Source organism: Roseicella aerolata, assembly GCF_020523605.1.
In the GTDB taxonomy this organism is placed as follows: Bacteria; Pseudomonadota; Alphaproteobacteria; order Acetobacterales; family Acetobacteraceae; genus Paracraurococcus; species Paracraurococcus aerolatus.
In genome coordinates this window covers 88,464-112,800 of the sequence record NZ_JAJAQI010000002.1, presented here as the reverse complement: position 1 = coordinate 112,800, position 24,337 = coordinate 88,464, and the positions used below count along the sequence as shown (strand labels likewise).

25 protein-coding genes are annotated in these 24,337 nt (G+C 69.9%); 14 read left to right on the top strand and 11 right to left on the bottom strand.

Annotation, left to right across the window (positions count from 1 at the left end):
• Positions 1-10 precede the first annotated feature (10 nt).
• From LHA35_RS01805 to LHA35_RS01780, 6 genes are all read left to right on the top strand, one after another.
• Positions 11-700, top strand: a complete 690-nt coding sequence (locus LHA35_RS01805; RefSeq protein WP_226603725.1) for a phosphatidylserine decarboxylase — start codon at positions 11-13, stop codon at positions 698-700.
• Positions 701-788: 88 nt separating this feature from the next.
• Positions 789-1,697, top strand: coding sequence for a CDP-alcohol phosphatidyltransferase family protein (locus LHA35_RS01800; RefSeq protein WP_408902300.1), 909 nt, complete (start codon positions 789-791; stop codon positions 1,695-1,697).
• Positions 1,698-1,883: 186 nt separating this feature from the next.
• Positions 1,884-3,155 carry an LLM class flavin-dependent oxidoreductase gene (locus tag LHA35_RS01795; RefSeq protein WP_226603721.1) on the top strand — a complete coding sequence of 424 codons (1,272 nt, stop codon included), beginning with the start codon at positions 1,884-1,886 and terminating at the stop codon, positions 3,153-3,155.
• 45 nt (positions 3,156-3,200) lie between these two features.
• Positions 3,201-3,983: an alpha/beta fold hydrolase gene (locus LHA35_RS01790; RefSeq protein WP_226603718.1), complete on the top strand. Its 783-nt coding sequence runs from the start codon at positions 3,201-3,203 to the stop codon at positions 3,981-3,983.
• Positions 3,984-3,987: 4 nt separating this feature from the next.
• The gene (locus LHA35_RS01785) at positions 3,988-4,935 is read left to right on the top strand and encodes an alpha/beta hydrolase (RefSeq protein ID WP_226603716.1); all 948 of its coding nucleotides are present in this window, start codon (positions 3,988-3,990) and stop codon (positions 4,933-4,935) included.
• A gap of 4 nt (positions 4,936-4,939) precedes the next feature.
• Positions 4,940-5,707, top strand: a complete 768-nt coding sequence (locus tag LHA35_RS01780; RefSeq protein WP_226603712.1) for a glucose 1-dehydrogenase — start codon at positions 4,940-4,942, stop codon at positions 5,705-5,707.
• A gap of 575 nt (positions 5,708-6,282) precedes the next feature.
• Here the strand turns inward: LHA35_RS01780 and LHA35_RS01775 are convergent.
• The 7 genes from LHA35_RS01775 to LHA35_RS01745 all read right to left on the bottom strand — a co-directional run bounded on the left by LHA35_RS01775 (position 6,283) and on the right by LHA35_RS01745 (position 13,535).
• Positions 6,283-7,491: an ABC transporter substrate-binding protein gene (locus LHA35_RS01775; protein ID WP_226603709.1), complete on the bottom strand. Its 1,209-nt coding sequence runs from the start codon at positions 7,489-7,491 to the stop codon at positions 6,283-6,285.
• Positions 7,492-7,612: 121 nt separating this feature from the next.
• Entirely contained in the window at positions 7,613-8,818 is a 1,206-nt protein-coding gene (locus LHA35_RS01770) for an ABC transporter substrate-binding protein (RefSeq protein WP_226603706.1), read from the bottom strand.
• Between the two features lie 35 nt (positions 8,819-8,853).
• Positions 8,854-10,065, bottom strand: coding sequence for an ABC transporter substrate-binding protein (locus tag LHA35_RS01765; RefSeq protein ID WP_226603704.1), 1,212 nt, complete (start codon positions 10,063-10,065; stop codon positions 8,854-8,856).
• Positions 10,066-10,091: 26 nt separating this feature from the next.
• The gene (locus LHA35_RS01760; protein WP_226603701.1) at positions 10,092-11,108 is read right to left on the bottom strand and encodes a branched-chain amino acid ABC transporter permease; all 1,017 of its coding nucleotides are present in this window, start codon (positions 11,106-11,108) and stop codon (positions 10,092-10,094) included.
• A gap of 8 nt (positions 11,109-11,116) precedes the next feature.
• Positions 11,117-11,989: a branched-chain amino acid ABC transporter permease gene (locus tag LHA35_RS01755; protein WP_226603696.1), complete on the bottom strand. Its 873-nt coding sequence runs from the start codon at positions 11,987-11,989 to the stop codon at positions 11,117-11,119.
• A gap of 69 nt (positions 11,990-12,058) precedes the next feature.
• Positions 12,059-12,769, bottom strand: a complete 711-nt coding sequence (locus tag LHA35_RS01750) for an ABC transporter ATP-binding protein (RefSeq protein WP_226603694.1) — start codon at positions 12,767-12,769, stop codon at positions 12,059-12,061.
• Positions 12,753-13,535, bottom strand: a complete 783-nt coding sequence (locus LHA35_RS01745) for an ABC transporter ATP-binding protein (RefSeq protein WP_226603691.1) — start codon at positions 13,533-13,535, stop codon at positions 12,753-12,755. Before LHA35_RS01745 ends, LHA35_RS01750 begins: the two co-directional genes overlap by 17 nt.
• A gap of 252 nt (positions 13,536-13,787) precedes the next feature.
• On the opposite strand from LHA35_RS01745, the gene LHA35_RS01740 reads away from it, so the two are divergent.
• Complete coding sequence (locus LHA35_RS01740) at positions 13,788-14,246, top strand: PaaI family thioesterase (protein WP_226603689.1); 459 nt, start codon at positions 13,788-13,790, stop codon at positions 14,244-14,246.
• Positions 14,247-14,337: 91 nt separating this feature from the next.
• On the opposite strand, the gene LHA35_RS01735 is transcribed toward LHA35_RS01740, so the two are convergent.
• From LHA35_RS01735 to LHA35_RS01725, 3 genes are read right to left on the bottom strand one after another with little or no spacing between them, the layout of a single operon-like run.
• Positions 14,338-15,576 carry a CaiB/BaiF CoA transferase family protein gene (locus LHA35_RS01735; protein ID WP_226603686.1) on the bottom strand — a complete coding sequence of 413 codons (1,239 nt, stop codon included), beginning with the start codon at positions 15,574-15,576 and terminating at the stop codon, positions 14,338-14,340.
• Positions 15,573-16,325 (bottom strand): CoA-transferase, encoded by a 753-nt coding sequence (locus LHA35_RS01730; RefSeq protein ID WP_226603683.1) that lies wholly within the window; start codon positions 16,323-16,325, stop codon positions 15,573-15,575. The genes LHA35_RS01735 and LHA35_RS01730 overlap by 4 nt, the downstream gene beginning before the upstream one ends.
• Positions 16,322-17,149, bottom strand: a complete 828-nt coding sequence (locus LHA35_RS01725) for a CoA transferase subunit A (protein ID WP_226603680.1) — start codon at positions 17,147-17,149, stop codon at positions 16,322-16,324. Before LHA35_RS01725 ends, LHA35_RS01730 begins: the two co-directional genes overlap by 4 nt.
• 188 nt (positions 17,150-17,337) lie before the next feature.
• On the opposite strand from LHA35_RS01725, the gene LHA35_RS01720 reads away from it, so the two are divergent.
• From LHA35_RS01720 to LHA35_RS01710, 3 genes are all read left to right on the top strand, one after another.
• Positions 17,338-17,979, top strand: coding sequence for a GNAT family N-acetyltransferase (locus LHA35_RS01720; RefSeq protein ID WP_226603678.1), 642 nt, complete (start codon positions 17,338-17,340; stop codon positions 17,977-17,979).
• Positions 17,976-18,350, top strand: coding sequence for an alpha/beta hydrolase domain-containing protein (locus tag LHA35_RS01715; RefSeq protein WP_338050835.1), 375 nt, complete (start codon positions 17,976-17,978; stop codon positions 18,348-18,350). The genes LHA35_RS01720 and LHA35_RS01715 overlap by 4 nt, the downstream gene beginning before the upstream one ends.
• Positions 18,351-18,440: 90 nt before the next feature.
• Positions 18,441-19,658 (top strand): acyl-CoA dehydrogenase family protein, encoded by a 1,218-nt coding sequence (locus LHA35_RS01710; protein WP_226603676.1) that lies wholly within the window; start codon positions 18,441-18,443, stop codon positions 19,656-19,658.
• A 54-nt stretch (positions 19,659-19,712) separates the two neighbouring features.
• Here the strand turns inward: LHA35_RS01710 and LHA35_RS01705 are convergent, their stop codons facing one another.
• Entirely contained in the window at positions 19,713-20,306 is a 594-nt protein-coding gene (locus LHA35_RS01705) for a carboxymuconolactone decarboxylase family protein (RefSeq protein WP_226603674.1), read from the bottom strand.
• A 203-nt stretch (positions 20,307-20,509) separates the two neighbouring features.
• Here LHA35_RS01705 and LHA35_RS01700 point away from each other — a divergent pair, with 203 nt between their 5' ends.
• Genes LHA35_RS01700 through LHA35_RS01685 form a run of 4 tightly spaced genes read left to right on the top strand, consistent with a single transcriptional unit; the run spans position 20,510 to position 24,289 of the window.
• On the top strand, positions 20,510-21,424 hold the full coding sequence (locus LHA35_RS01700; RefSeq protein WP_226603672.1) for an ABC transporter permease subunit: 915 nt from the start codon (positions 20,510-20,512) through the stop codon (positions 21,422-21,424).
• Positions 21,421-22,704: a high-affinity branched-chain amino acid ABC transporter permease LivM gene (gene livM, locus LHA35_RS01695; protein ID WP_226603671.1), complete on the top strand. Its 1,284-nt coding sequence runs from the start codon at positions 21,421-21,423 to the stop codon at positions 22,702-22,704. Before LHA35_RS01700 ends, livM begins: the two co-directional genes overlap by 4 nt.
• Complete coding sequence (locus tag LHA35_RS01690) at positions 22,701-23,561, top strand: ABC transporter ATP-binding protein (RefSeq protein WP_456316069.1); 861 nt, start codon at positions 22,701-22,703, stop codon at positions 23,559-23,561. The genes livM and LHA35_RS01690 overlap by 4 nt, the downstream gene beginning before the upstream one ends.
• Positions 23,558-24,289 (top strand): ABC transporter ATP-binding protein, encoded by a 732-nt coding sequence (locus LHA35_RS01685; protein ID WP_456316068.1) that lies wholly within the window; start codon positions 23,558-23,560, stop codon positions 24,287-24,289. Before LHA35_RS01690 ends, LHA35_RS01685 begins: the two co-directional genes overlap by 4 nt.
• Positions 24,290-24,337 lie beyond the last annotated feature (48 nt).

Here is a 24,337-nt window from a genome sequence, read left to right as displayed (position 1 = left end):
AACCGCGCCCATGGCTCTCGGACGCAGTTTGCGGCTCGTGCTGGCCCCGCCGCATCCGGCAGGCCGGCCTTTCATCTATGGTGGCGTGGCGGCGGCGGTGCTGGGCGGGTGGCTGCTCGGCGGCTGGCTGTTCTGGCTGGGCACCTTCTTCACCCTCTTCTGCCTCTATTTCTTCCGCGACCCCACAAGGGTGCCGCCGGAGCGGGAGAACCTGGTGCTGGCACCGGCCGATGGCCGCATCGTCAGCGTCATCCAGGCGGTCCCGCCGGAGGAACTCGGCCTCGGCCCCGCGCCGCGCTGGCGCGTGGCGATCTTCCTCTCGGTGCTCGATGTCCATGTGAACCGCCTGCCGGTGACCGGCACGGTCACCCGCATCGCCTACCGGCACGGCAAGTACCTCAACGCCTCGCTCGACAAGGCGAGCGTGGACAACGAGCGCAACGCAGTGGCGCTTCGGCTGTTGGATGGGCGCGACCTGGCGGTGGTGCAGATCGCCGGGCTGATCGCGCGGCGTATCCTTTGCGACATCCGGGAAGGCGACCAGGTGCAGGCGGGCGACCGCTTCGGCATCATCCGCTTCGGCAGCCGGACGGATGTCTATCTGCCGGAGGGCGTGCGGCCGCTGGTGACGGAGGGCCAGACCATGATCGGTGGCGAGACGGTGATCGCGGACCTCACCCCCCCGCGGGGGCTGGCGTGAGCAGGGCTGTCGCAGACGAGCTGCAGCCGCCCAGGGCGGCGCCGGCGATCGAGGCCGCAGGCATGCGCCGGCATGTCTGCGGGGCGGGATGAGCGGCGGGCCGGGGCCTCGCGTGCCCGGGCTGCGCGGCCGGCTGCGCCGCTTCCGGCCGCGCACGCGGCCGCGCTACAAGGGGCCGTCCTTCAACCGCTTGGTTCCCAACATCCTCACCATGCTCGGCCTCTGCGCCGGGCTGACCGGCATCCGCGTCGCGCTGGATGAGCAATGGGAGAAGGCGGCGGTGCTGATCGTCGTCGCCGGCGCGATCGACGGGCTGGACGGGCGCCTGGCACGGCTGCTGAAGGGCACCAGCCGCTTCGGCGCTGAGTTCGACAGCCTGTCGGACTTCCTCTGCTTCGGCGTGGCGCCGGCGCTCATCCTCTATATGTGGACGCTGCACGATGCGCGCGGCATCGGCTTCGCGCCCTGCCTGCTGTTTGCGGTCTGCTCCGCGCTGCGGCTGGCGCGCTTCAACGCCTCGATCGTCGATGCGCCCTCCCTGCCGCTGACCGGGCCGCCGCCGAAGCCGGCCTATGCGCAGAATTTCTTCACCGGCGTGCCGGCGCCGGCCGGGGCGGGGCTGGCGCTCTGTCCGATGTTCGCCGCCCTGGCCTTCGCCGGATGGGACATGCCCGGAATGGCGGCGGCGATGCGGCATCCGGCCGTCTCCGGCGTGCTGCTGGTGGTGGTGGGCGCGCTGATGGTCTCGACCCTGCCGACCTGGAGCTTCAAGAACTTCAAGGTGCCGGCGGAACTGGTGCTGCCCCTGCTGCTGGGCATCGGCGCCTATGTCGCGGTGCTGCTGACCGAGCCCTGGGCGGCGCTGGCCGGGGCCGGCTTCCTTTATGCCGGCATGCTCTTCTTCTCCGTCCGTAGCTATACGCGGCTGAAGCGGGAGGCGGAGGCGATGCTGGAGCCGGTGGTGGTCTCCGGCGGGGACAAGGGCGGCAATCCGTGATGCCGGCGGGCGGCCGCGGCGCCTGCCGAGGCTTCCCTTCGGAACCGGTAGCAGGCTAGGCTTTCCGCAGAAGGCAGCCGTCGCCGGAGCACATCGCCGAAGGCCGGGGCATCGCCCCGGCCCGACCGCAGGCGGGATCCTGCTCCGCCATCAGCGACAGGCCTGCCCGTCTCCGGAGGGTCGGCCATGAAGCTCATGTGGTTCCACCTGATGCCCTATACCGAACTGCCGGAGGATTTCCGGCAGAAGCATCCCTCGGTCTGGGTGGATATCCACAGCTCGCTCTTCGATCCGAAGCGCGCGCACCTGATGTACAACGACTTCATGGACGAGCTGGAATTCGCGGCCGATTGCGGCTTCGACGCCATCTGCGTCAACGAGCACCACTCGAACGGCTACGGCCTGATGCCGAGCCCGAACCTGATCGCCTCCGCCCTGGCGCGGCGCACCACCCAGGTGCCGATCTGCGTCATGGGCAACAGCCTCGCCCTCTACAATCCGCCGACCCGCGTCGCCGAGGAATTCGCGATGCTGGATGTGATCAGCGGCGGGCGGCTGATCGCCGGCTTCCCGGTTGGCACGCCGATGGATACCTGCTTCGCCTATGGCCAGAACCCGTCCCAGCTGCGGGAGCGCTACCTCGAGGCGCATGACCTGGTGATCCGCGCCTGGACGGAGAAGGACACCTTCGCCTTCAACGGCCGCTACAACCAGCAGCGCTACGTGAACATCTGGCCGCGCCCGGTGCAGCAGCCGCATCCGCCGATCTGGATCCCGGGCGGCGGCTCGGTCGAGACCTGGCAGTGGTGCGCGCAGATGGACTATGTCTACTGCTACCTGTCCTATTACGGCTACAAGGCCGGCAAGGCGACCATGGACGGCTTCTGGGCCGAGATGGCGCGGCTGGGCAAGGACCGGAACCCCTATCGCGCCGGCTTTGCCCAGGTGGTGGCGGTGGCGGAGTCACGCCAGCAGGCGCTCGACCTCTACACCGAACCGGCCGAGTATTTCTTCAACCGCTGCCTGCACATCGACCCACGCTTCGCCGCGCCCGCCGGCTACAGCACGGAGGCGACGCAGCGCGCCGGGCTCGAGAGCATGGTAAAGAAGGCGGCGAACGCGCAGTCGCTCATCATGGGCGACAAGACGAACCGCGGCATGACCATGGCCGACTTCGTGGAGCGCGGCTACATCGTCATCGGCAGCCCGGACGAGGTGCTGGAGCAGCTCAACGCCCTGGCCGACGACCTGCATGTCGGCCACCTCATGACGCTGATTCAGTTCGGCAACATGGACAAGGCGCTGACCCAGTACAACACGAAGATGTTCGCCGAGCATGTGATGCCGCGGCTGAAGACGCGCTTCGCCGAATGGGAGGACCGCTGGTGGCCGAAGCCGATGGCCGAGGCCGAGCGCGCCGAGATCCCCGGCTTCGCCCCGAAGCTCGCGGCCGAATAGGCCGCCCATCACGCAAGCACGTCCAGGACTGGCAGGGAGGGCAGGGTGAGCGAGCCCGAGGTCTCGACCGTTGACGTCAACGGCTTCCCGATGCGCATCTGGCGGAAGGGGAGCGGCGCGCCGCTCGGCTTCCTCGCCGGCTTCGGCGGGCTGCCGCGCTGGGTGCCCTTCCTCGACCGGTTGGCGGAGCGGCGCACGGTGATCGTGCCCTCGCTGCCCGGCTTCCCGGGCGGCGATCGCGGGCACAGCGTGCTGGACACGCATCTCGACTGGGTGCTGGCGGTGCGGCAACTCCTCCAGGCCGCCGGGCTGCATGGCGCGGATCTCGCGGGCAGTTCCGTCGGCGCCTCCATGGCCGCCGAGATGGCGGCGATCTGGCCGGACTCCGTCCGCCGCCTCGCGCTGATCGCGCCCTTCGGTCTGTATGAGGAGAGCGACCCGCCGGCCGATCCCTGGGCCCAGCGCGCCGATGCGCTGCCCGGCCTGATGTGCGCCGACCCGGAGGCCTGGAAGGCGCTGAAGGCCCTGCCGGAGGGCGCCAACAGCGTCGAATGGCCCATCGAGCAGACGCGGGCCAACGAGGCCGCGGCGCGAATCTTCTGGCCGCTCGGCAATACCAGGCTCGCGAAGCGGCTGCCGCTCATCAAGGCGCCGACATTGCTGCTCTGGGGCGAGCAGGACCGCGTCATGCCGCGTGGCTATGCCGCGCGCTTCGCGCAGGCCCTCGGCGGGCCGAGCGAGATCCGCACCATTCCGGGCGCTGGCCATCTGGCCGAACTCGACAGGCCGGATATGGTGGCCGAGGCCGTAATTTCCTGGGTGGGATGATCCAATGCCGCTTGATCCTGGTGCCGTCGCCGTCCTCAACCTCATCAAGGAACTCGGCCGCCCGCCGATCCAGGACCTGACGCCGCCTGAGGCGCGCGAGGCGACCGCCAAGTCGCGCGCCGTGCTGCAGCCGGAGCCGGAGCAGGTGGCGGAGGTCGAGGACCTGACCTGCCCCGGCCCGCTCGGGCCGATCAGGCTGCGGCGCTACCGTGGCGCCGGCACGCAGCCGGATGAGGCGCTGCCCTGCCTGCTCTACCTGCATGGCGGCGGCTGGGTGATCGGCGATCTCGACAGCCATGACCAGCCCTGCCGCGTGCTGGCCAATGCCGCGCGCTGCTGCGTCATCGCGGTGGACTACCGCATGGCGCCGGAGCATGTGTATCCGGCCGCGGTCGATGACAGCCTGGCGGCGCTGCGCTTCGTCGCGGAGCATGCCGGCAGGCTGCGCATCGACCCGAGCCGCATCGCCGTGGGCGGCGACAGCGCGGGCGGCAACCTTGCGGCGGTGCTGGCGATCATGGCGCGCGACGGCACCGCGCCGAAGGTCGGCTTCCAACTGCTGCTCTACCCCGCCACCGACATGGCGGGCGAACGCCCGGCCTATCAGCGCTTCACCGAGGGGCTGATCCTGACCGACAAGACCATGCGCTGGTTCATCAACCACTACACGCCCGACCCGGCGTGGCGCGTGGAGTGGCAGGCCAGCCCGCTGCGTGTCCCCAGCCTGAAGGGTGTGGCTACCGCCTATGTGATGACCGCCGGCTATGATCCGCTGGTCGATGAGGGCATCGCCTATGCGAAGCGGCTGGAGGAGGACGGCGTGCGCGTCACGCATATCCACATGGCCGACCAGCTCCATGCCTTCCTGACCATGGGCAAGTTCATCCCGGCCTCCGACCTCGCCCTGCGCCAGGCCGCGCTGTCGCTCTCCCACCACTGGGCGGGGGGCTGAGCCGGTGGCGGGTCTGCTCGACGGCAAGTCGGCGCTGATCACCGGCGCCGCCTCCGGCATCGGCCGCGCGGCTGCGCTGGCCTTCGCGCGGGAGGGCGCCTGGGTGGCGGCGGCCGACCGCAACCTGGACGCCGCCCGATCCACTGTCGCCGCCATCGAGGCGCAGGGCGGCCAGGCCGTCGCGATCGCCTGCGACGTGACGGAAGATGCGCAGGTGGCGGCCATGGTGGCGGCCGCGGTGGATGCCTTCGGCAGCCTCGATTGCGCCTTCAACAATGCTGGCATCGCGCCCTTCCAGCTCAATTCCGGCGGCGTGCTGGCTGGCGACCTGGAGGAAGCGTCCTGGCTCGGCCTGATCGACGTGAACCTGCACGGCGTCTGGCGCTGCCTGCGGCACGAGGTGGCGCAGATGCGGAAGCAGGGCGGCGGCGCCATCGTCAACACCGCCTCCATCCTCGGCCTGGTCGGCTCGGGCGGCGCGGCGGCCTATGTCGCCAGCAAGCATGCCGTGGTCGGGCTGACCAAGGCGGCGGCGGTGGACCACGCGCCGGAGAACATCCGGATCAATGCGGTCTGCCCCGGCTATATCGAGACGCCGATGACCGAGGACACCATGCGCCGGCGCGGCGAGCAGGTGCTGGCGCGAGTGCCGATGGCGCGCATGGGCCGGGCGGAGGAGATCGCGGAGGCGGTGGTCTGGATGTGCTCGGACCGCGCGGGCTTCGTCACCGGGTCCTGCTGGCAGGTGGATGGGGGATACACCGCGCGCTGATCAGAAGCCGGGGCCGGCGGAGACGCCGCTGGCACCCGGCCGATGATGCGGGCGCGCTTGAGGTGATGCCCCGGCGCGCCGATCTCATGGCGGCCGCTATCCGCTGCCAGCCCCGCACCCCGCCTGATCATCCAGCCGAAGCCGGCGCCTTCTCCGGATCGCCAAGGAACCGGGCATGGCACAGTCCGAAGGCGGTGCGGACCGGCCGCCCGAACATCTCCCACCTTGCCGGCAGGCGCAGCCGGCTCCAAGGGGGCCGGGATGATCGGCTGCGCCACGCCCGAGCACGGCGCGGGAGGACGTGCCGGCGATGCTCTCGATCCGCAATTGCGCGTAGCGGAACTCGATATCCACTTCGCAGCCCTCCCTATGGCGAGGACGCCGTCGGTGGCCTTCTTCGGCGTGCTCTGCGCCATGGCTGGCGGGACCGCCGGGAGAAGCAGGGTGCCGGCCAGGACCAGAAGGCGGGGAAGGAGCGAGGGAGGGGCTCGCGGATCGCATCCCAACCCTCATCACGCCCATTCCTGTCTCAGAAAAAACGGCCCGGCGCGCGGGGACCGCGCCGGGCCGGCTGATCAGACATTCGCCCCTTCGATGACGTTGCCGAAGCGCTGCCAGGTGCTGCCGGTCCAGCGCTGCAACTGCATCTGCCGGATCGGGTGGAAATTGGTCGGCGAGGTGTTGACCTTGATGCCCGGGATCAGCGTCGCCGGGATGAAATCCTTCAGGCTGGCCACCTGGCGCATGATGCTCTCGCGCGAGAAATTGCCCTCGCACTGCTTCAGGGTGTGCATCAGGGTCTGGGCGATGCCGAAGGCGAAGGGATAGCTGCCGTCCTTCATGTCGCCATTCGGGATGTAGCGGCGCATGAAGTCCCGCCATTCATTCATGCCGGCATCGTTGTCCCAGGCCGGGTCGGTCGGGTCCTTCAGATAGGCGGAGGTGATGATGCCCACGCCCTTCTCCGGCCCTGCCGGTTCCATCACCGTGCCGACGGAGATCGAGACATTGGTCAGGTAATGGAAGGCGGGCCGCCAGCCGACATCATGCACGCGGCGGATGGTCTGGGCGGCAAATTTCGGTGTGGTCGCCGTCACCATCACGTCGCAGCCTGCGTTCTGCAGCGACACCACCTGGCTGTCCACCGTCGGGTCGGTCACCTCATGGCTGACGGCACGGACCATCTGGTCGTATCGGGCGCCGAGGACGTCGCGCACGCCGATGACATAGTCCTTGCCGAAATCGTCGTTCTGGAAGAGCAGGCCGATCTTGGCGTTCGGCCGCTGCTCCAGCAGGTGCTTCATGTAGATCTGCGCCTCGGTCCGGTAGCTCGGCTGCCAGCCGATGGTCCAGGGCGTCTCCTGGTAGTGCCCCCACTTGTCCGCACCGGTGGAGAGGAAGATGTGCGGCACCTTGCGCTGGTTCACATAGCGCACGATGGCGCTGTTGGTCGGTGTGCCGAGCGTGTTGAAGAGGAAGGCGACGCGGTCCTGCTCGATCAGGCGGCGCGTCTGCTCGACGGTCTTCGGCGGGCTGTAGCCGTCGTCATAGGTGATGAAGTTGATCTTGCGGCCCGCGATGCCGCCCTGCTCGTTCACCATCCTGAAGAAGGCCTCGTGCGAGCGGCCGATGACACCATAGGCGCTGGCCGGGCCGCTATAGGGCATGGTGTTGCCGATGCGGATCTCCGTCGCGGTGACGCCGGGCGTGTCCTGCGCCCGGGCGATCGCCGGGACGGCGAGGCTGGCCGCCGAGGCGGCGAGGAGTTGCCTGCGGTTCAGCATGATTCTTGTCCTCCCTGTCGTCGCGGCCGGCAAGGCAGGCGCCGGCGAACTCCCTCTCGGTCTGCCGATGCTGCCGCCATGCAGTCGGCAGGCCTGCGGACGTGGCCTCTACCCGCTTGCGTCAGACATTCGCGCCCTCGATCACCCGGCCGAAGCGGATCCAGCTTCGCCCGTCCCAGCGCTGCAGCTGCATCTGGCGCACCGGGCGGTAGATCTGCGGTGTGGTGCTGACCTTGATGCCGGGCAGCAGCGTCGGCACTTCGAAGGGCGCCAGGTTGGTCGCCTGGCGCATGACATTCTCGCGGCTGAAGTCGTTGCCGCACTGCATCAGCGTCTGCAGCATGGTCCGGCCGAAGCCATAGGCCAGGGTATAGTTGTTGTCGGCCAGGTCCCCGTCCGGCACGTATTGCCGCATGAAGGCCCGCCATTCGTTCATGCCGGGATCATCGGCCCAGGCGGGATCGGTGTGGTCCTTGCGGAAGTCGGAGGTGACGACGCCGATGCCCTTCTCCGCGCCCGCCGTGTTCATCACCGCGCCGGCCGAGGAGGCGATGTTGGCGACGAAGCTCAGCGGCCGCCAGCCGATGTCATGAACCTTGCGGATCGCCATGGCGGCGAATTTCGGCGCGGTCGCCATGACCAGCACCTCGGCGCCGGATTGCTGCAGGCTGACCACCTGGCTGTCGATGGTCGGGTCGGTCGCCTCATAGCTCGCGCCCCGGACCTGCGCATCATGGCGCGGGCCCAGCACATCCTTCAGGCCATGAATGAAGTCCTTGCCGAAATCGTCGTTCTGGTAGAGCAGGGCGATCTTCGCCTCGGGCTTCTGCTCCAGGATGTGCTTGGCGTAGATCTGCGCCTCGACCCGGTAGCTGGGCTGCCAGCCGATGGTCCAGGGATAGTTCTGCGGGTCGGCCCATTTGTCGGCGCCGGTCGCCAGGAACAGGTGCGGCACCTTGCGCTGGTTGACATAGCGCTGGAGGGCGCTGTTGGTGGCGGTGCCGAGCGTGTTGAACAGGAAGGCGACCCGGTCCTGCTCGATCAGCCGGCGCGCCTGCTCCAGCGTCTTCGGCGGCTGGAAGCCATCGTCATAGACGATGAAGGTGATCTTGCGCCCGGCGATACCGCCCTCGTCATTCGCCCGCCTGAACATCGCCGCGGTGCAGCGCGAGATGACCGAATAGGAGGAGAGCGGCCCCGAGAGGGAGTTGGTGCTGCCGATCCGGATCTCGGTCGCGGTGACGCCGGGCGCCTCCTGCGCCCGGGCCAGGGCCGGCGCCGCCAGGACGCCGGCCGCCGTCAGGACCTGCCTTCTGCGAAGCATCATCTTCCCCCTTCCTCCCGTCGGGGGCGCGGGTGGAGCTACACGTTCGCGCCCTCGATCACATTGCCGAAGCGGACCCAGCTGCGCCCGTCCCAGCGCTGCAGCTGCATCTGCCGGATGACGTTGTAGTTCGTCGGCTGGGTCTGGACCTTGATGCCGGGCAGCAGCGTGGGAATGTCCATCGGCGCGATATTGGTCGCCTGCCGCATGACATTCTCACGCGAGAAGTCGTTCCCGCACTGCCGCAGCACCTGGATCAGGGTGGTGCCGACGCCATAGGCATAGGTGTAGTTGTTGTCGGCCAGGTCGGCCTCCGGCAGGTAGCGGCGCATGAACTCCCGCCACTCGCCCATTCCGGCATCATTCGCCCAGGCCTGGTCGGTGTGATCCTTGCGGTAGTCCGAGGTGATGAGGCCGACGCCCTTCTCCATGCCTGCCGGCTGCATGACGGCGCCGACCGAGACCGAGACGTTGGTCATGAACATCATTGGCCGCCAGCCGATATCGAAGACGCGGCGGATCGCCTGCGCCGCGAAGCGCGGCACCGTCGCACAGACCAGGACATCGGCGCCCTGGAGCTGGACGATCTGGCTGTCCACCGTCGGGTCGGTCGCCTCATAGGTCGCGGTGCGGACCATCTGGTCGAAGCGCGCGCCCAGCACATCCTTCAGGCCGTGCAGGTAGTCCTTGCCGAAATCGTCGTTCTGGTAGAGCAGGGCGATGCGGCCGTTCGGGCGCTGCTCCAGGATGTATTTGGCGTAGATCTGTGCCTCGGTCCGGTAGCTGGGCTGCCAGCCGATGGTCCAGGGGAACTCCTTCGGCTGCGCCCATTTGTCCGCGCCGGTGGCCAGGAAGAGATGAGGGATCTTCCGCTGGTTGACGTAGCGGTGGATGGCATTGTTGGTCGGTGTGCCGAGCTGGTTGAACAGGAAGGCGACGCGGTCCTGCTCCACCAGGCGGCGCGTCTGCTCCAGCGTGCGGGGCGGCTGGTAGGCATCGTCATAGACGGTGAAATTCACCCGTCGGCCACCCACGCCGCCCTGGTCGTTCAGCCGCCTGAACATCGCCTCCAGGCAGCGCGAGATGACCGAATAGGCCGAGACGGGGCCGGACAGCGCATTGGTGCTGCCGATCCGGATCTCGGTGGCGGTCACGCCCGGCGCTTCCTGCGCCCGCGCCAGGTTCGGCAGGGCGAGGCCGGCGGCGCCAAGCCCGGCCCCGGCGAGCAATGTGCGACGCGTGGTGGTCATGGAAGGTCTCCCGGTCTTTTCTTGGTTCAACCGCGCCCGCGCAGCCGGGCGGCGATCCGCCGCAGCAGCCCCGCGAAGCCGTCCGGCAGCAGGAAGAGGAAGGCGATGAGGATGACGCCGTAGATCACGCCGGGCGCCGCCTTGCTGATCGCCTCCGCGATGTTCGGCACGAAGAGCACGAAGAGTCCGCCGAAGAGCGAGCCGAGGATGGAGGCGACGCCGCCCACCACCATGCCGACAAAGAGGGTGATGGACACGCCGAAGGTGAAGCTGTCCGGCGCCACGAATTCGATCGCGACGGCGGAGAGCGAGCCGGCGATCCCGGTGATGAGGGCGCTGACCGCGAAGGCCTTGGTCTTCAGGTCGGCGATGTCCATCCCCATCGCCTCCGCCGCGGTCGGGTGATCGCGCGTCGCCATCAGGGCGCGGCCAATGCGGCTGCGGATGAGGTTCCAGACCAGGAAGAAGCAGACCCCCGCGACGATGACCGTGACCACATACATCCACTGGTCGGCCGTCAGCGGGATGCCGGCGGGGGCGTCCGGCTTCACGAGGAACAGGCCCTGCACGCCGCCGGTCCAGTCCTCGATCGCCTTGTGCTTCAGGATCTGCGGCACGGCGACGGCGAGGGAGAAGGTGGTGAGCGCCAGGTAGAGCCCGCCGAGCCGCAGCGCCGGAAAGCCCACCCCCCAGCCGAGGGCGGTGCAGACCACGGCCGAGACGGGCAGCGTCGCCCAGAAGGACCAGTCCCAATGCGACATCAGGATGGCGGTGCAATAGGCGCCGACCGCGAAGAAGGCGCCATGCCCCAGGCTGATCTGGCCATTGTAGCCGGTTACGATGTTCAGGCCGAGCACGGCCAGCGCCATGATCACCGCCATGGTGAGCTGAAAAAGCTGGAAGCTCTCCAGCACGAAGAGCGGCGCGATGGCGGCGCCGAGGCCGAGCAGGACGAGCAGCACCCGCTGCCAGGCGGGTGTTGCGGCCGGGGCAGCCAGGCCCCCGATGGCGGCGTCGGCCGGCAGGCCCTTGGTGGCGCTCATGGCTTCCCTCACACCCGGCTGAAGACGACGCGGCCGAAGAGGCCGGAGGGGCGCACGACCAGCACGCCGATGATGATGGCAAGCGCGACCGTCAGCTTGAGCTCCGTGCCGACCACATAGGCGCCCGCCAGGTTCTCCAGCACGCCGACGGCGAAGCCGCCGAGCACTGCGCCCATCGGGTTGTCGATGCCGCCGAGCAGCGCCCCGGCGAAGGCATAGAGAAGGATACCGAGCATCATGGTGGGGTCGAGGAACACCACCGGCGCCACCATCATGCCCGCCACCGCGCCGATCGCCGCCGCCAGCCCCCAGCCGAGCGCCAGCATCCAGCCGACCCGGATGCCGACCAGCCGCGAGGAGCGCGGGTTGTAGGCCGCCGCCCGCATGGCAAGGCCGAGCTTGGTGAAGCGGAAGAAGGCCCAGACCAGGATCAGCACGGTCAGCGTCACCGCGGTGGAGCCGAGTTCATGCGCCGAGACGAGGCCGCCGAAGAGCGGCTGGTCGCTGGTGAAGGGCGTGGGGAAGACCTTGGTGGTGTAGCCGAAGATCCAGCCCGTCATGTTGCCGACGATCAGCAGCAGCCCGATGAAGACGCCGACATGCGTCAGCACCGGGGCATTCGCCACCGGCCGCATCAGCAGCCGCTCCACCAGCACGCCGATGATGAAGGAGACGAGGATGGTGCCGAAGAAGGCCACCCAGTAGGGCATGCCGGCATTCACCATGCTCCAGGCGATGAAGGTCGAGAGCGTCGCCATTTCCCCCTGGGCGAAGTTCACATGGTGCGTTGCCTGGTAGATCATGACGATGGCGAGCGCGACGGAGGCATAGATGCCGCCCGTGGCGATGCCGGCGATGATCTGGTGCGCAAACCCGTCCATGAGGTCAAACTCCCTATGGGCCGCCCGATTCGGACTTCCGCATCTTCGATGCTCCAGCCATCGGACGGCTCAGTATCCCAGATAGGAGCGCCGGATGGCCTCATCCTGCCGGATCTCCGCCGCGCGGCCCGACATGACGATGCGCCCGGTCTCGAGCAGATAGGCAAGGTCGGCGAGTTCCAGCGCCAGGTTGGCGTTCTGCTCCACCAGCAGGATGCCGACGCCGCTCTCATCGCGGATGCGGCGCATGATCCCGAAGATCTCCTGCACAATCAGCGGCGCCAGGCCGAAGCTCGGCTCGTCGAGCAGCAGCAGTTTCGGCCGTAGCAGCAGCGCGCGGGCGACGGCCAGCATCTGCTGCTCGCCGCCCGAGAGGGTGCCCGCCTGCTGCTTCCAGCGCTGCTTCAGGCGCGGGAACCAGTCGCACATCCGGTCGAAGTCGGACTGCACCTGCTTGTCGTTGCGGATATAGGCGCCGAGGCGGAAATTCTCCTCGACCGTCAGCTCCATGAAGGTGCCGCGGCCATCGGGCACATGGGCGATCCCCCGACGGGCGATGTCCTCGGTCGCGCGGCCGTTCAGCTGCTCGTCCTGGAAGCGGATCTCGCCCTCGGTCCGCACCATGCCGCAGACGGCGCGCAGCGTGGTGGTCTTGCCCGCGCCATTGGCGCCGAGGAGGGCGGTGACGCCGCCTTCCTCCACCATGAAGTCAAGGCCGTGCAGCACATGCGTCGGCCCGTAGCCGGCCTTCAGGCCCTTGACCTCAAGCAGCCTGCGCATGCTCGTCCCCAGCGCCGAGATAGGCCTTGATGACCTCCGGGTCGTTGCGCACCTCATCCGGCGTGCCGTCGGCGATCTTCTTGCCGAAATCCAGCACCGCGACCTTGTCGGACACGCGCATGACGAGGCTCATGTGATGCTCGACCAGCAGGATCGAGAGGTCGAAATTCCGGCGGATATCGACCAGCAGCTCGGCCAGCTCGTCTACCTCGCCATGGTTCAGGCCGCCGGCCGGCTCATCCAGCAGCAGCAGCTTCGGGCGGCTGATCAGGGCGCGCGCCATCTCGACGCGCTTCTGCCATCCGAAGGGCAGGGCGGCGACCGGCAGCTCCGCCACCCGCTCGAGGTTCAGCAGCGCCAGCAACTCGCGCGCCCGCGCTTCGGCCTCCTGCGCCTCTCGCCGCACCAGCGGCAGGTTGAGGGCGCTGGCAATGAAGCCGCTGCGGCCAGAGGCATGCGCGCCGGCAAGGACATTGTCCCGCACCGTCATGCTGCGGAACAGCGCCAGGTTCTGGAAGGTCCGGCCAATGCCGAGGCCCGTCATGCGGTGCCGCGGCTCCCCGGTGATGTCCCGGCCCTGGAACAGGACGCGGCCGGAATTCGGGCGGTAGATGCCGCTGATGCAGTTGAAGGTGGTGGTCTTTCCGGCGCCGTTCGGGCCGATCAGGCCGCAGATCTGGTGCTCGGCGACCTCGAAGGAGACGCCGGCGACGGCGGTGACGCCGCCGAAGCGGATGACGATGTCATCGACCTCAAGCAGGGCCATGCGGCGGCCCGATCAGTGCCCGCCGCCGCGCCGGGGCGCGGGGACGGAAAGGGTATGGGGCCACGCCTGCGGCCCGCAGCGGCATTGCATGCAACCTCCCTGTGGCCGGGCCTGGGCCCGTTTCGGGTCTCCGGCGGCCTTTTCGTTCCTGGACTGCGCGCATTAGACCGAGGCGGCGCGCCGGGCGCAAGCCGGTATGCTGGACGGGGAGGGCGGCTGGCGGCATGGGTGGGGCGTTGCTGGGAGACCCCGATGGCCGCCTTCACCGCCCCTGACCCGGATTATGCCGCGCGCTGCGCCGAGAGCTTCGGCCGCCAGGCTTTCCTGCATTTCATGGGCGGCGCGGTGGAGAGCCTGGCGCCCGGGCGCGTCACGCTGCGGCTGCCCTTCCGGCCGGAACTCGCCCAGCAGCACGGCTTCTTCCATGCCGGGGCGCTGACGACGCTGGCGGATACCGCGGCAGGCTACGCCGCCTTCAGCCTGATGCCGGCCGGGGCCGCGGTGCTGACGGTGGAGTTCAAGATGAACCTGCTGCGCCCGGCGCGGGGGGAGGCGGCGCTGGCGCGGGCGGAGGTGATCAAGCCCGGGCGGACGCTGATGGCGGTGCGTGCGGATGTGGTCTGCCTGCGGGACGGCGCGGAGGAAATGGCCGCCACCATGCTGGCCACCATGATGGTGGTCACGGGCCGGCCGGACGTTCCCGCGGGCTGACCCGGGCCGGTCCAGGCCGGGTTCCGGCCTGGCGGGGGTGCGCGGGGGCCCATCGAAGGCATGGCTTTCGATGGGCCCCCGCGCCTGGCGGCTACTTCCGCCGCTGGTCGACGAGCACGCCGCTCGCCCTGAGCGCCTTGATCTCCTCCGCCGAGAAGCCGCGCGCGCCCAGCACCTCCTCGGTGTGCTCGGCATAGCGCGGCGGCGTCGCGCGAGTGCCGCCCGGCGTGCGGGACAGCTTGATGGGCGTGCCGAGGCCACGATAGCTGCCGAGTTCCGTCACCATCGCCCGGTGCGCGGTGTGCTCGGCGGCCATCGCCTCGTCCACATGCAGGACGGGGCCCGCGGGCAGGCCGGCGGCAAGCATGCGGCGGGTCAGGTCGTGCCCGTCCTCCTCGGCGAAGCGCTTCTCCAGGATTTCCGTGAGTGCGTCCCGATTGGTGACGCGCGCGCCGTTGGTGGCAAACCGGGGGTCCTGCGCCACCTCGGGGAAGCCGAGGAACTCGCAGAATTTCCGGAAGGCCGGGTCGTTGCCGGCTGCGACGAAGATCTCGCAGGTCTTCGTCCGGAATTTGGAATAGGGCGCCAAGTTCGGATGCGGGTTGCCGGTCGGCTTCGGCCGCTTGCCGTTCAGGAAGTAGTTGGCGGCATGCGGGTGCAGCAGGGCCATGCCGCAGTCATGCAGCGTCATGTCCACATACTGGCCGAGGCCGCTCTTCTCCCGCTCCTGCAGCGCCATCAGGATGCCGATGACGGAAAACAGGCCCGTGGCGATGTCCACGATCGGGTTGCCGAGGCGGGTCGGGCCGCTGGTCTCGGTGCCGTTGATGGACATCAGCCCGGTCATGGCCTGCAGCACGGCATCGTAGCCGGGAAAGCCGCCGAGCGGCCCGGTCCCGCCGAAGCCGGAGACGCGGCAGTGGACCAGGCGCGGGAAGCGCTGCTTCAGCACCGCCTCGTAGCCGAGGCCCCATTTCTCCATGCTGCCGGGCTTGAAATTCTCGACCAGGACGTCCGCGCCCTCCAGCAGGCGCAGCAGCACCTCCTTGCCGGCGGGCTTGGAGAGATCGAGGCCGACCGAACGCTTGTTGCGGTTGACGCCGATGAAGTAGCTGGCGTCGCCTGCCTCGTCGAAGGGCGGGCCCCAGTCGCGCACCTCGTCGCCCTGGGGCGGCTCCAGCTTGATCACCTCGGCGCCGTGGTCCGAGAGCACCATGGTGCAGTAGGGGCCACCGAGCACGCGCGTCAGGTCGATGACGCGCAGGCCGGCGAGGGCACCGGCGGAGCGCGCCAGGCCCTTGCCTTCGGTGGTGGGAAGGGCGTCGGTCATGCAGCGGCTTTCCTGTTGAAGACTCTCGCGCAGAATTCGGGGTAGGTTTCCAGCATCTCGTCGCAGACCGGGCCGCGCAGCAGCGCCAGCTCCTCGGGCGTCGGGTCGGGCGTCTGCGGCACCTCGGCCGGGATGTCGAATTCGAAGCCGGTGGCGGCGCGGATGCTCTCCACCGTCTCGCCGGGGTGCAGGCTCAGCAGCGAGAAGCGGGCGCGATCCGGGTGGAAGTGGAAGACGCATCTGCCGGTGACCAGCGCCTGGGCATGGCCGCGTCGGAAGACGCCGGGTGGGTTCACGCCGGGGGCGGAGACATTGTCCACCTTCTCGACCAACACGCGGGGCGAGTGCTCCTCCCGGAACAGGATGGTCCGGTGCGCCATCACATACATGAAGGCGGAGCCGAAGCTGCCGGGGAAGCGCACGTCCCTGCCCGGCCATTCGCCGGTGCCGACCAGGTTGAGATTGGCCTGACCGTCGATCTGCCCGCCGCCCAGGAAGAACAGGTCGATGCGGCCCTGGCCGGTGAGGTCGAAGAGCTCCCGCGTACCTTCGGTAAAAGGGTTGCCGCTGCGCTTGTGCAGCAGGGAGAGGCGGACCGGGTGCCCAAGCTTCCGCACCAGCCAGCAGGCGGCCGCGGGCAGGGGCGAGGCGGCGCCGACCGCGATGTGGCGCGCCGGCGGCGTCCCGGGGTCGAGGATGAGGCGGGCCAGCGCCGCGGCCAGCCGCTCCTCCAGCTTCACGTCGCTCATTCCGCTGCCGCCGCCCTGTCGGAGAACACCTCGCGCGCCAGCCATTCGGCGAAGCCGGCCTCGGTCTTCGCCATGCGCGCGTAGTCCGCGACATAGGCGGCATCGAAGCCGTATTCGTCGAGCAGCGCGACGGGCTGCGCGCCGCGCTCGGCGATCGCCACCTCGGTGACGTAGGTCGCGTTGATGGTGCCGGGGGCCAGGCGCTCATCCTCCAGGAAGTTGCCGGGCACCACCCGCTCCACCGTCACCAGCGCGCGCCCGCTCGCATGGGCGATGGTCGCGCATTCACGCCGGCGGCCGAGCCAGACATTGCCTTCCGCATCGGCCATGACGGCGTGGAAGATCGCGACGTCGGGCTGCAGCGCCGGCAGCAGGACGATCGGGTCCTCGCCGGCTTCGGCATAGGGATTGGGGATCACCTTCCAATCCGGGCGGTGGGCCAGGATGTCGCTGCCGATCAGCCCGCGCAGGGGCATGAAGGGTACGCCCTTCTCGGCCGCCTGCAGCATCGTGTGGACCGCCGGGCAGGTGCAGTCGCGCACCCGGAGCGTCCCGGCCTTCACGGCGGCGGAGAAGCGCGGGGCGAAGCCGGCCTCGCCGAGGGAGACCGCGCTGGTCTCGATCTCCGCGACGCAGCCGGCGCCGATCAGCATGTCGGCGGCGAAGCCCGCGACGGGCACGCCGAGCAGCCGGAGGTTGCGGGCGCCGCGGCGCACCAGCGCCTTGGCCAGCGCGATGGAGGGTAGGGAATTGTCGGGCGGCATCGCCACCAGCGCGCCGTCCGGCACGCTCGCGGCCATCGCCTCCAGGGTGGTCGGGGTCATGGCGTTCCCTTGGGACGGTCCTCTCGTCCCCACACTACCCCGGAGCGGCGGGCTGTGCACCCCGGCTCCGCGACCGCCCGGCGGGCCGCGGCGGGGGCGGGCTCCCGCCCCATCCCGGCGGCCGGGGCGCCCTTCCCCAGCGGCGCCGGCCCTTGCCCGAGGGCCGGCGCCGGCGCCAGTCTGGCGCCATGCCCGACCCCATGATCCTCGAGGGCCCGCGTCTCCGGCTTCGCCCGTGGCGGCAGGCGGACCTGGCCCCGCTCGCCGCCATCAACACCGACCCGGTGGCGATGCGCCATTTCGCCGCGCCGATGACGCGGGCCGAGAGCGATGCCTGGGCCGACCGGCTGCAGCGCCATATCGACGCGCATGGCTGGGGCTTCTGGGCGGTGGAGCGGCGCGACGCGCCCGGCTGCATCGGTGCGGTCGGGCTGATGCACATCCCCTGGGAGGCGCCCTGGATGTCGGAGCGACCGGGCCAGACCTCCGCGCCCACGGGCGCTACGGTCATCGGGCGCCCTGTCACCCCGGCGGTCGAGATCGGCTGGCGCATCGCGCCCGGGCTGCAGCGGCAGGGCCTGGCGGAGGAGGCGGCGCGGCTGGCGCTCGCCGCCGGCTTCGGCCCGATCGGACTTGCCGAGATCGTGGCCTTCACCGTGCCGGCCAACGCGCCGTCCTGGCGGCTGATGGAGAAGCTCGGCATGCGTCGCGGCGAGGATTTCGCGCACCCGCGCCTGCCGGAGGACCACCCGCTGCGGCCGCATCTCCTCTACCGCCTGGCGCGGGCCGAGTGGGTGGCGCAGCGGCTCGGCGGCGGCTGCAGGGGGTGAAGGGCGCGTACACGGTCCTGCTGCCCCGGGTGGATGCCGACGGCAATGCCATCGGCGGCCTGCGCATGCCGGTGATCGAGACACCGAAGGCGACCTATACCAGCTGGAACCCGCGGGCCGAGGCCTTCGCCCCCGGCGCGCTCTGCTACAGCACCGGTGCCGTCCTGCCCTTCGCCGTGACCCTCGCCGAGCGCGTGGCCGCGAGCGATCCGCGCCCTTCGCTGGCGGAACGCTGCCCGACCCCGGCCGCCTATGTCGCCGCGGTGAAGGCGGCGGAGCGGCTTGTGGCGAAGCGGCTGCTGCTGCCGGAGGACGCGGTGGCCATGGCCGTGGCGGCCGAGGCCGACAGCCTGGCGCGGCTCCGCCGCTGAGCCTGGTCGGGCGACCGTCCGCCTGGCGCTTGCAGCCGCTGGCCGCCCCATGCGAGCGTCCGAGGCAAGACGCCAGGGGAGGGAGACGCCATGGCCGCCGCCGAACTCGGCTCCGTGCAGGTGGAGCGTGCGACCGCCCTGTCGGGCGCCGACCCGCTTGCCCGCGCCCGGGCCCTGATTCCGCTGCTGGAAGCCTCCGGCCCGGCCATCGAGCAGGCGAAGGAATTGGTGCCGGAGGTGGTGGAAGCGCTGCTCGACAACGGCTTCCTGCGCCTGCTCCTGCCGCCCTCCATCGGCGGCGGCGACATCCCGCTCCCCGACTTCGCCGAGATCTGCGAGGCGATCGCGATCGGCGATGCCAGCACCGCCTGGTGCGTCTGCCAGGGCAATGTCTCCGCCATGTCCTCCGCCGCCTATCTGGCGCCGGAGGTGGTGCGGGCGCTGTTCGGCGACCGGCGCGCCGCGCTCGCCTGGGGCGCCCGGCACAACCGCGCCAGGGCGGTGATCGTGCAAGGGGGCTACCGCGTCACCGGCGCCTGGGATTTCGCCAGCGGCAACCGGCATGCGACGCTGCTCGGCGCGCATATGCCGGCCGTCTGGCCCGATGGGACCGTGCGCCTCTCGCCGGATGGGCGGCCGGAGGATGTGACGGTGCTCTTCCCGCGGGAGCAGGCGCGGGTCACGCCGGAATGGAACGCCATCGGCCTGCGCGGCACGGGCAGCGACGTCTATGAGGTCGATGACCTCTTCGTGCCGGATGCGCATGCCTGCATCCGCGACCGGTCCGACCTGCGGCGCGACCCGCGGCCTGTCACCACCATCACCTCCCATCTCTGCTACGCTACGGGCTTCGCGGCGACGGCCCTCGGCGTCGCGCGGGGCCTGCTCAACCGCACCGTCGCGCTGGCCCGGGGCAAGACGGCGCGCGCCGGCGCGCAGCCCATGGCGGAGAATCACGGCATCCAGTCCGAGATCGCGCAGCTGGAGGCGTCCTTGCGCGCCGGCCGGATGTACCTGCTGGGCACCGCGCGGGAGGTCTGGGCCGAGGCGGTGGCGAATGGCGGCCTCGCCATGGACAGCCGCGTGGCGTTGCGGCTGGCGACCACCACGGTGATGCGGCAGGCGACCGACGTCTCCATCGCCTGCTACCGCGCGGCGGGGACCACCGCAGTGCTGGAATCGAACGAGTTCGAGCGGCGCTTCCGGGATGCCATGAGCGTCTCCCAGCACTTGCAGGCGACGCCCTGGCACCTGGAGACTGTGGGGCGTTGGCTGCTGGGAAGCGACCAGAAGCCGGCCTTCCTGTAGGGGCGTGCCGCCGCCCTTGGGGGCGCCGACCGGCCGCCAGCGCCCCCGCGCGCCTCAAAGCGGCTTCAGCGGCGCCGGTACCCCCGGTGGCAGCGGCACCTGGGCCACGTTCAGTGTCATGGCGACCGCCACGTAGTAGCCGCTGACCGCGATCAGGTCGATCACGCCCCGCTCCCCGAAGCGGTCCCGCACCGCGGCATAGGTCGCGTCCGACACCTGCTTCGTCCGGTGCATCTCGGTGCAGAACTGCCAGACCAGGGCCTGGTCGGCGTCCATGCCCTCCGGCTTGCGGCCCTCCGCCACCGCCCCGGCGATGGCCGGCGGCAGGCCGGCCTTCATGGCGAGGAGGTGGTGGGCATACCATTCATACTGCGCCGACCACTCCCGGGCCGTGATCAGGATCGCCAGCTCGTTCAGCGCGGCCGGGATGGAGGAGTTGAAGCGTAGATACTCGCCGAGCCTCTGGAACCGCTCGGCGACCTCCGGGCTGCGGAGCATGGCCGGGAAGGGGCCGCGCAGCCCGCCCCGCGGCCCGGCGGTGATCGCCTCCGCCACCCGCCGCTGCTCCGGGGTCATCGCCTCGGGCGGAATGGGCGGCAGGCGGCCGGAGGTCCCGTCATCCGCTGGCAGGGCGGTATCGCTTGGCATGGTCGTCCTCCCGTCTTCGTGTGGGCATCATCGCCCCGGCCCGCCCGGCCCCGCAACACCCACTCGGACCCGGCCCGCCGGCGCCGGGGCAGCCGGGCAGGATCCGACATAATGTTGCGGCGCGATGCAGCCGGGGTGTTTCCAGCCGGGCCGATGGCGGGCTAGCGTTGGCGGGACAGGGAATCCGCGGCCGGGAGACACCATTGGCCTATGCGCTGCAGCAGCTGATCAACGGGATCAGCCTGGGCATGATCTACGGCCTGATCGCCGTGGGTTACACCATGGTCTATGGCATCATCGGCATGATCAACTTCGCCCATGGCGACATCTTCATGATCAGCGCCTTCATCGCCCTCATCGCCGTCATCCTGCTCTCCCTGGGGGGGCTGATGGACGGGCCGGCGGCCATCCTGCTGGTGCTGGTGATCTCCATGGCGATCACCGCGCTCTATGGCTGGACGCTGGAGCGGGTGGCCTACCGCCCGCTGCGCGGCAGCTTCCGCCTGGCGCCCCTGATCTCGGCCATCGGCATGTCCATCGTCCTGCAGAACTACGTCCAGGTCAGCCAGGGCGCCCGGGTGAAGCCGCTGGAGCCGCTGGTGCCGGGCGGGATCGAGGTGATGCGGGACGGTGCCTTCGTGGTGCAGTTCTCCTACATCCAGATGCTGATCATCGCGGTGACGCTGGTGGTGCTGGCGGTCTTCACCATCCTGGTCACCCGCACCCCGCTCGGCCGCGCCATGCGGGCCTGCGAGCAGGACCGGAGAATGGCGGCCCTGCTGGGGATCGACACGGACCGCACCATCAGCCTGACCTTCGTCATCGGCGCCTCCCTGGCGGCGGTCGCGGGCACCATGTACCTGCTGCGCTACGGCGTGATCGATTTCTACATCGGCTTCCTCGCGGGCGTGAAAGCCTTCACCGCGGCCGTGCTCGGCGGCATCGGCTCCCTGCCGGGGGCGGTGCTGGGCGGGCTGCTGATCGGCCTGATCGAGACCTTCTGGTCGGCCTATTTCAGCGTCCAGTACAAGGATGTGGCGGCCTTCTCCATCCTCGCCATCACGCTCATCTTCCTGCCTACCGGCCTGCTCGGCCGGCAGGAGGTGGAGAAGGTATGACCCCTGCCGCCGCCGTCCGGGATGCGGCGATCGCCGCGCTCGTCGCCTTCGGTCTCTTCGCGATGCTGGTCGGGCTGCGCACGGATGTTTCCCCGACAGGCGGCCTGTTCCTGCGCCAGCGCTGGGCGGATGTCGCGCTGCTCTGCGGCATCGTCTTCGCCGGGCGCCTCGCCCTGACCCTCTGGCTCGGCCGGCGGGCCCTGCGGCCGAGCACGGGTCCGACGCCGCTCACGCTGCAATTGCAGCGGCTCGGGCGTTTCTTCGCCCCCGCGATGCTTGCCGCCGCGCTGGTGCTGCCCTTCATCCCGGGCATCGGGCGCTATGAACTCGATATCGGCATCCTGGTGCTGACCTATGTCATGCTGGGCTGGGGGCTGAACATCGTGGTCGGCCTCGCTGGGCTGCTCGACCTCGGTTATGTCGCCTTCTACGCCATCGGCGCCTATTCCTACGCCCTGCTGGCGCAGTATTTCGGCCTTTCCTTCTGGATCTGCCTGCCGCTCGCCGGCATCCTGGCCGCCTTCTGGGGCGTGATCCTCGGCTTCCCCGTGCTGCGGCTGCGCGGCGACTACCTGGCGATCGTGACGCTGGCCTTCGGCGAGATCATCCGCGTCGTGCTGATCAACTGGGCCAGCCTGACCGGTGGTCCCAACGGCATCAGCGGCATCCCGCGCCCCACCTTCTTCGGCCTGCCCTTCAGCATGTCGGGCGGGGAGGGGAGCTTCGCCGGCTTCTTCGGGCTCGAGCCCTCGCCCAGCCACCGGGTGATCTTTCTCTACTACCTGATCTTCTTCCTCGCCCTGCTGACCAACTGGGTCACCATCCGGTTGCGCCGCCAGCCCCTCGGCCGCGCCTGGGAGGCACTGCGGGAGGATGAGATCGCCTGCCGGTCGCTCGGCATCAACATCCGCGACACCAAGCTGTCGGCCTTCGCGATCGGCGCCATGTTCGGCGGCTTCGCCGGCGCCTTCTTCGCGACACGCCAGGCCTTCATCAGCCCCGAGAGCTTCACCTTCATCGAAAGCGCCATCATCCTGGCCATCGTCGTGCTGGGCGGCCTGGGCAGCCAGGTCGGCGTCGCGGTCGCGGCGCTGGTCATGATCGGCGGCTTCGAGGTGTTCCGGAACCTCGAGGAGTGGCGGATGCTGGTCTTCGGCGCCGCCATGGTGGTGATCATGGTGCTGCGCCCGCGTGGCCTGATCGGCACCCGCACGCCCACCATCGCGCTGAAGGAGAAGCGGATCATCGGCAAGGACCTGGTCGGGGAGGGGCGCGGATGACGGCGCCCGATGACCGGAGGCCGAGGTCCGAGGGCGACCGGCGCCACCCCCGCGGCATGATCCTGGAAGTCGCCGGCCTGACCATGCGCTTCGGCGGTCTCACCGCCGTCTCCGCCGTCTCCTTCGCCGCCCTGCGCGGCGAGATCACCGCCGTCATCGGGCCGAACGGCGCCGGCAAGACCACGCTGTTCAACTGCATCACCGGCTTCTACCGGCCGAGTAGCGGCGCCATCCGGCTGCACCGGACCGGCGAGTTGCCGGTCGATCTCCACGGCCTGCCGGGCCATCGCATCGCCCAGGCCGGCGTGGCACGCACCTTCCAGAACATCCGCCTGTTCCCCGGCATGACGGCGCTGGAGAACCTGCTGGTCGCGCAGCACAACAAGCTGATGGCGGCGACCGGCTTCGGCATCGGCGCCGTGCTCGGCCTCTCGCGCTATCCGAAGGCGGAGCGGCAGGCGATCGAGCTTGCGCGCCACTGGCTCTCCGCCACCCATCTGCTGGACCGGGCCGACGACCCGGCCGGCGCGCTGCCCTATGGCGCGCAGCGGCGGCTGGAGATCGCGCGCGCCATGTGCACGGAACCGACGCTGCTCTGCCTGGACGAACCGGCGGCGGGCCTCAACCCGCGCGAATCCGAGGAGCTGGCGCGGCTGCTGCAGGAGATCCGGGCACAGGGCACCTCCCTGCTGCTGATCGAGCACGATATGGGCGTGGTCATGAAGATCAGCGACCGCGTCGTGGTGCTGGACCATGGCAAGCTGATCGCGGATGCCACGCCGGCCGAGGTGCGCGCCGACCCGAAGGTGATCGCCGCCTATCTCGGCGAGGGCGAAGAGGACGAGGTGGAGGCATGAGCGCCACCCCGCCCATGCTCGAGGTGGATTGCGTCTCGGCCGGCTATGGCGCGGTGCAGGCGCTGCAGGAGGTGTCCCTGCAGGTCCAGCCCGGCGAGATCGTCACGCTGATCGGCGCCAACGGCGCCGGGAAATCCACCCTGCTGATGACCATCTGCGGCGACCCGAAGCCGCGCGGCGGCCGCATCCGCCTGGCGGGCGAGGACATCACCGGCCAGCCGACCCATGCGATCATGCGCCGCGGCGTCGCCCAGTCGCCGGAGGGGCGGCGGATCTTCCCGCGCATGACGGTGCAGGAGAACCTGCTGATGGGCGCCGAGGCGCTCACCAGGGAGGACCCGGGCCCGCAGATGGAGCAGGCCTTCGCCCTCTTCCCGCGGCTGAAGGAGCGGCTCGCCCAGCGCGGCGGCACGCTCTCGGGCGGGGAGCAGCAGATGCTGGCGATCGGCCGCGCGCTGATGTCGAAGCCGAAGCTGCTGCTGCTGGACGAGCCCTCGCTGGGCCTTGCCCCGCTGGTGGTGAAGCAGATCTTCGACGCCATCCGGGCGCTGAATGCCCAGACCGGGCTGACCGTGCTGCTGGTGGAGCAGAACGCCAACCTGGCGCTGCGGCTGGCGCACCGGGGCTATGTGCTGGTGAACGGCCGGATCACCATGGAGGGGCCGGGGCGCGCCCTGCTCGCCCGGCCGGAGATCCGGGATGCCTATCTGGGCGGCGGTCACGGCTGACAGGGGCCGGGCGGGCCGCTTACAGTCCGCAACGGCCGGCGCGCCGCG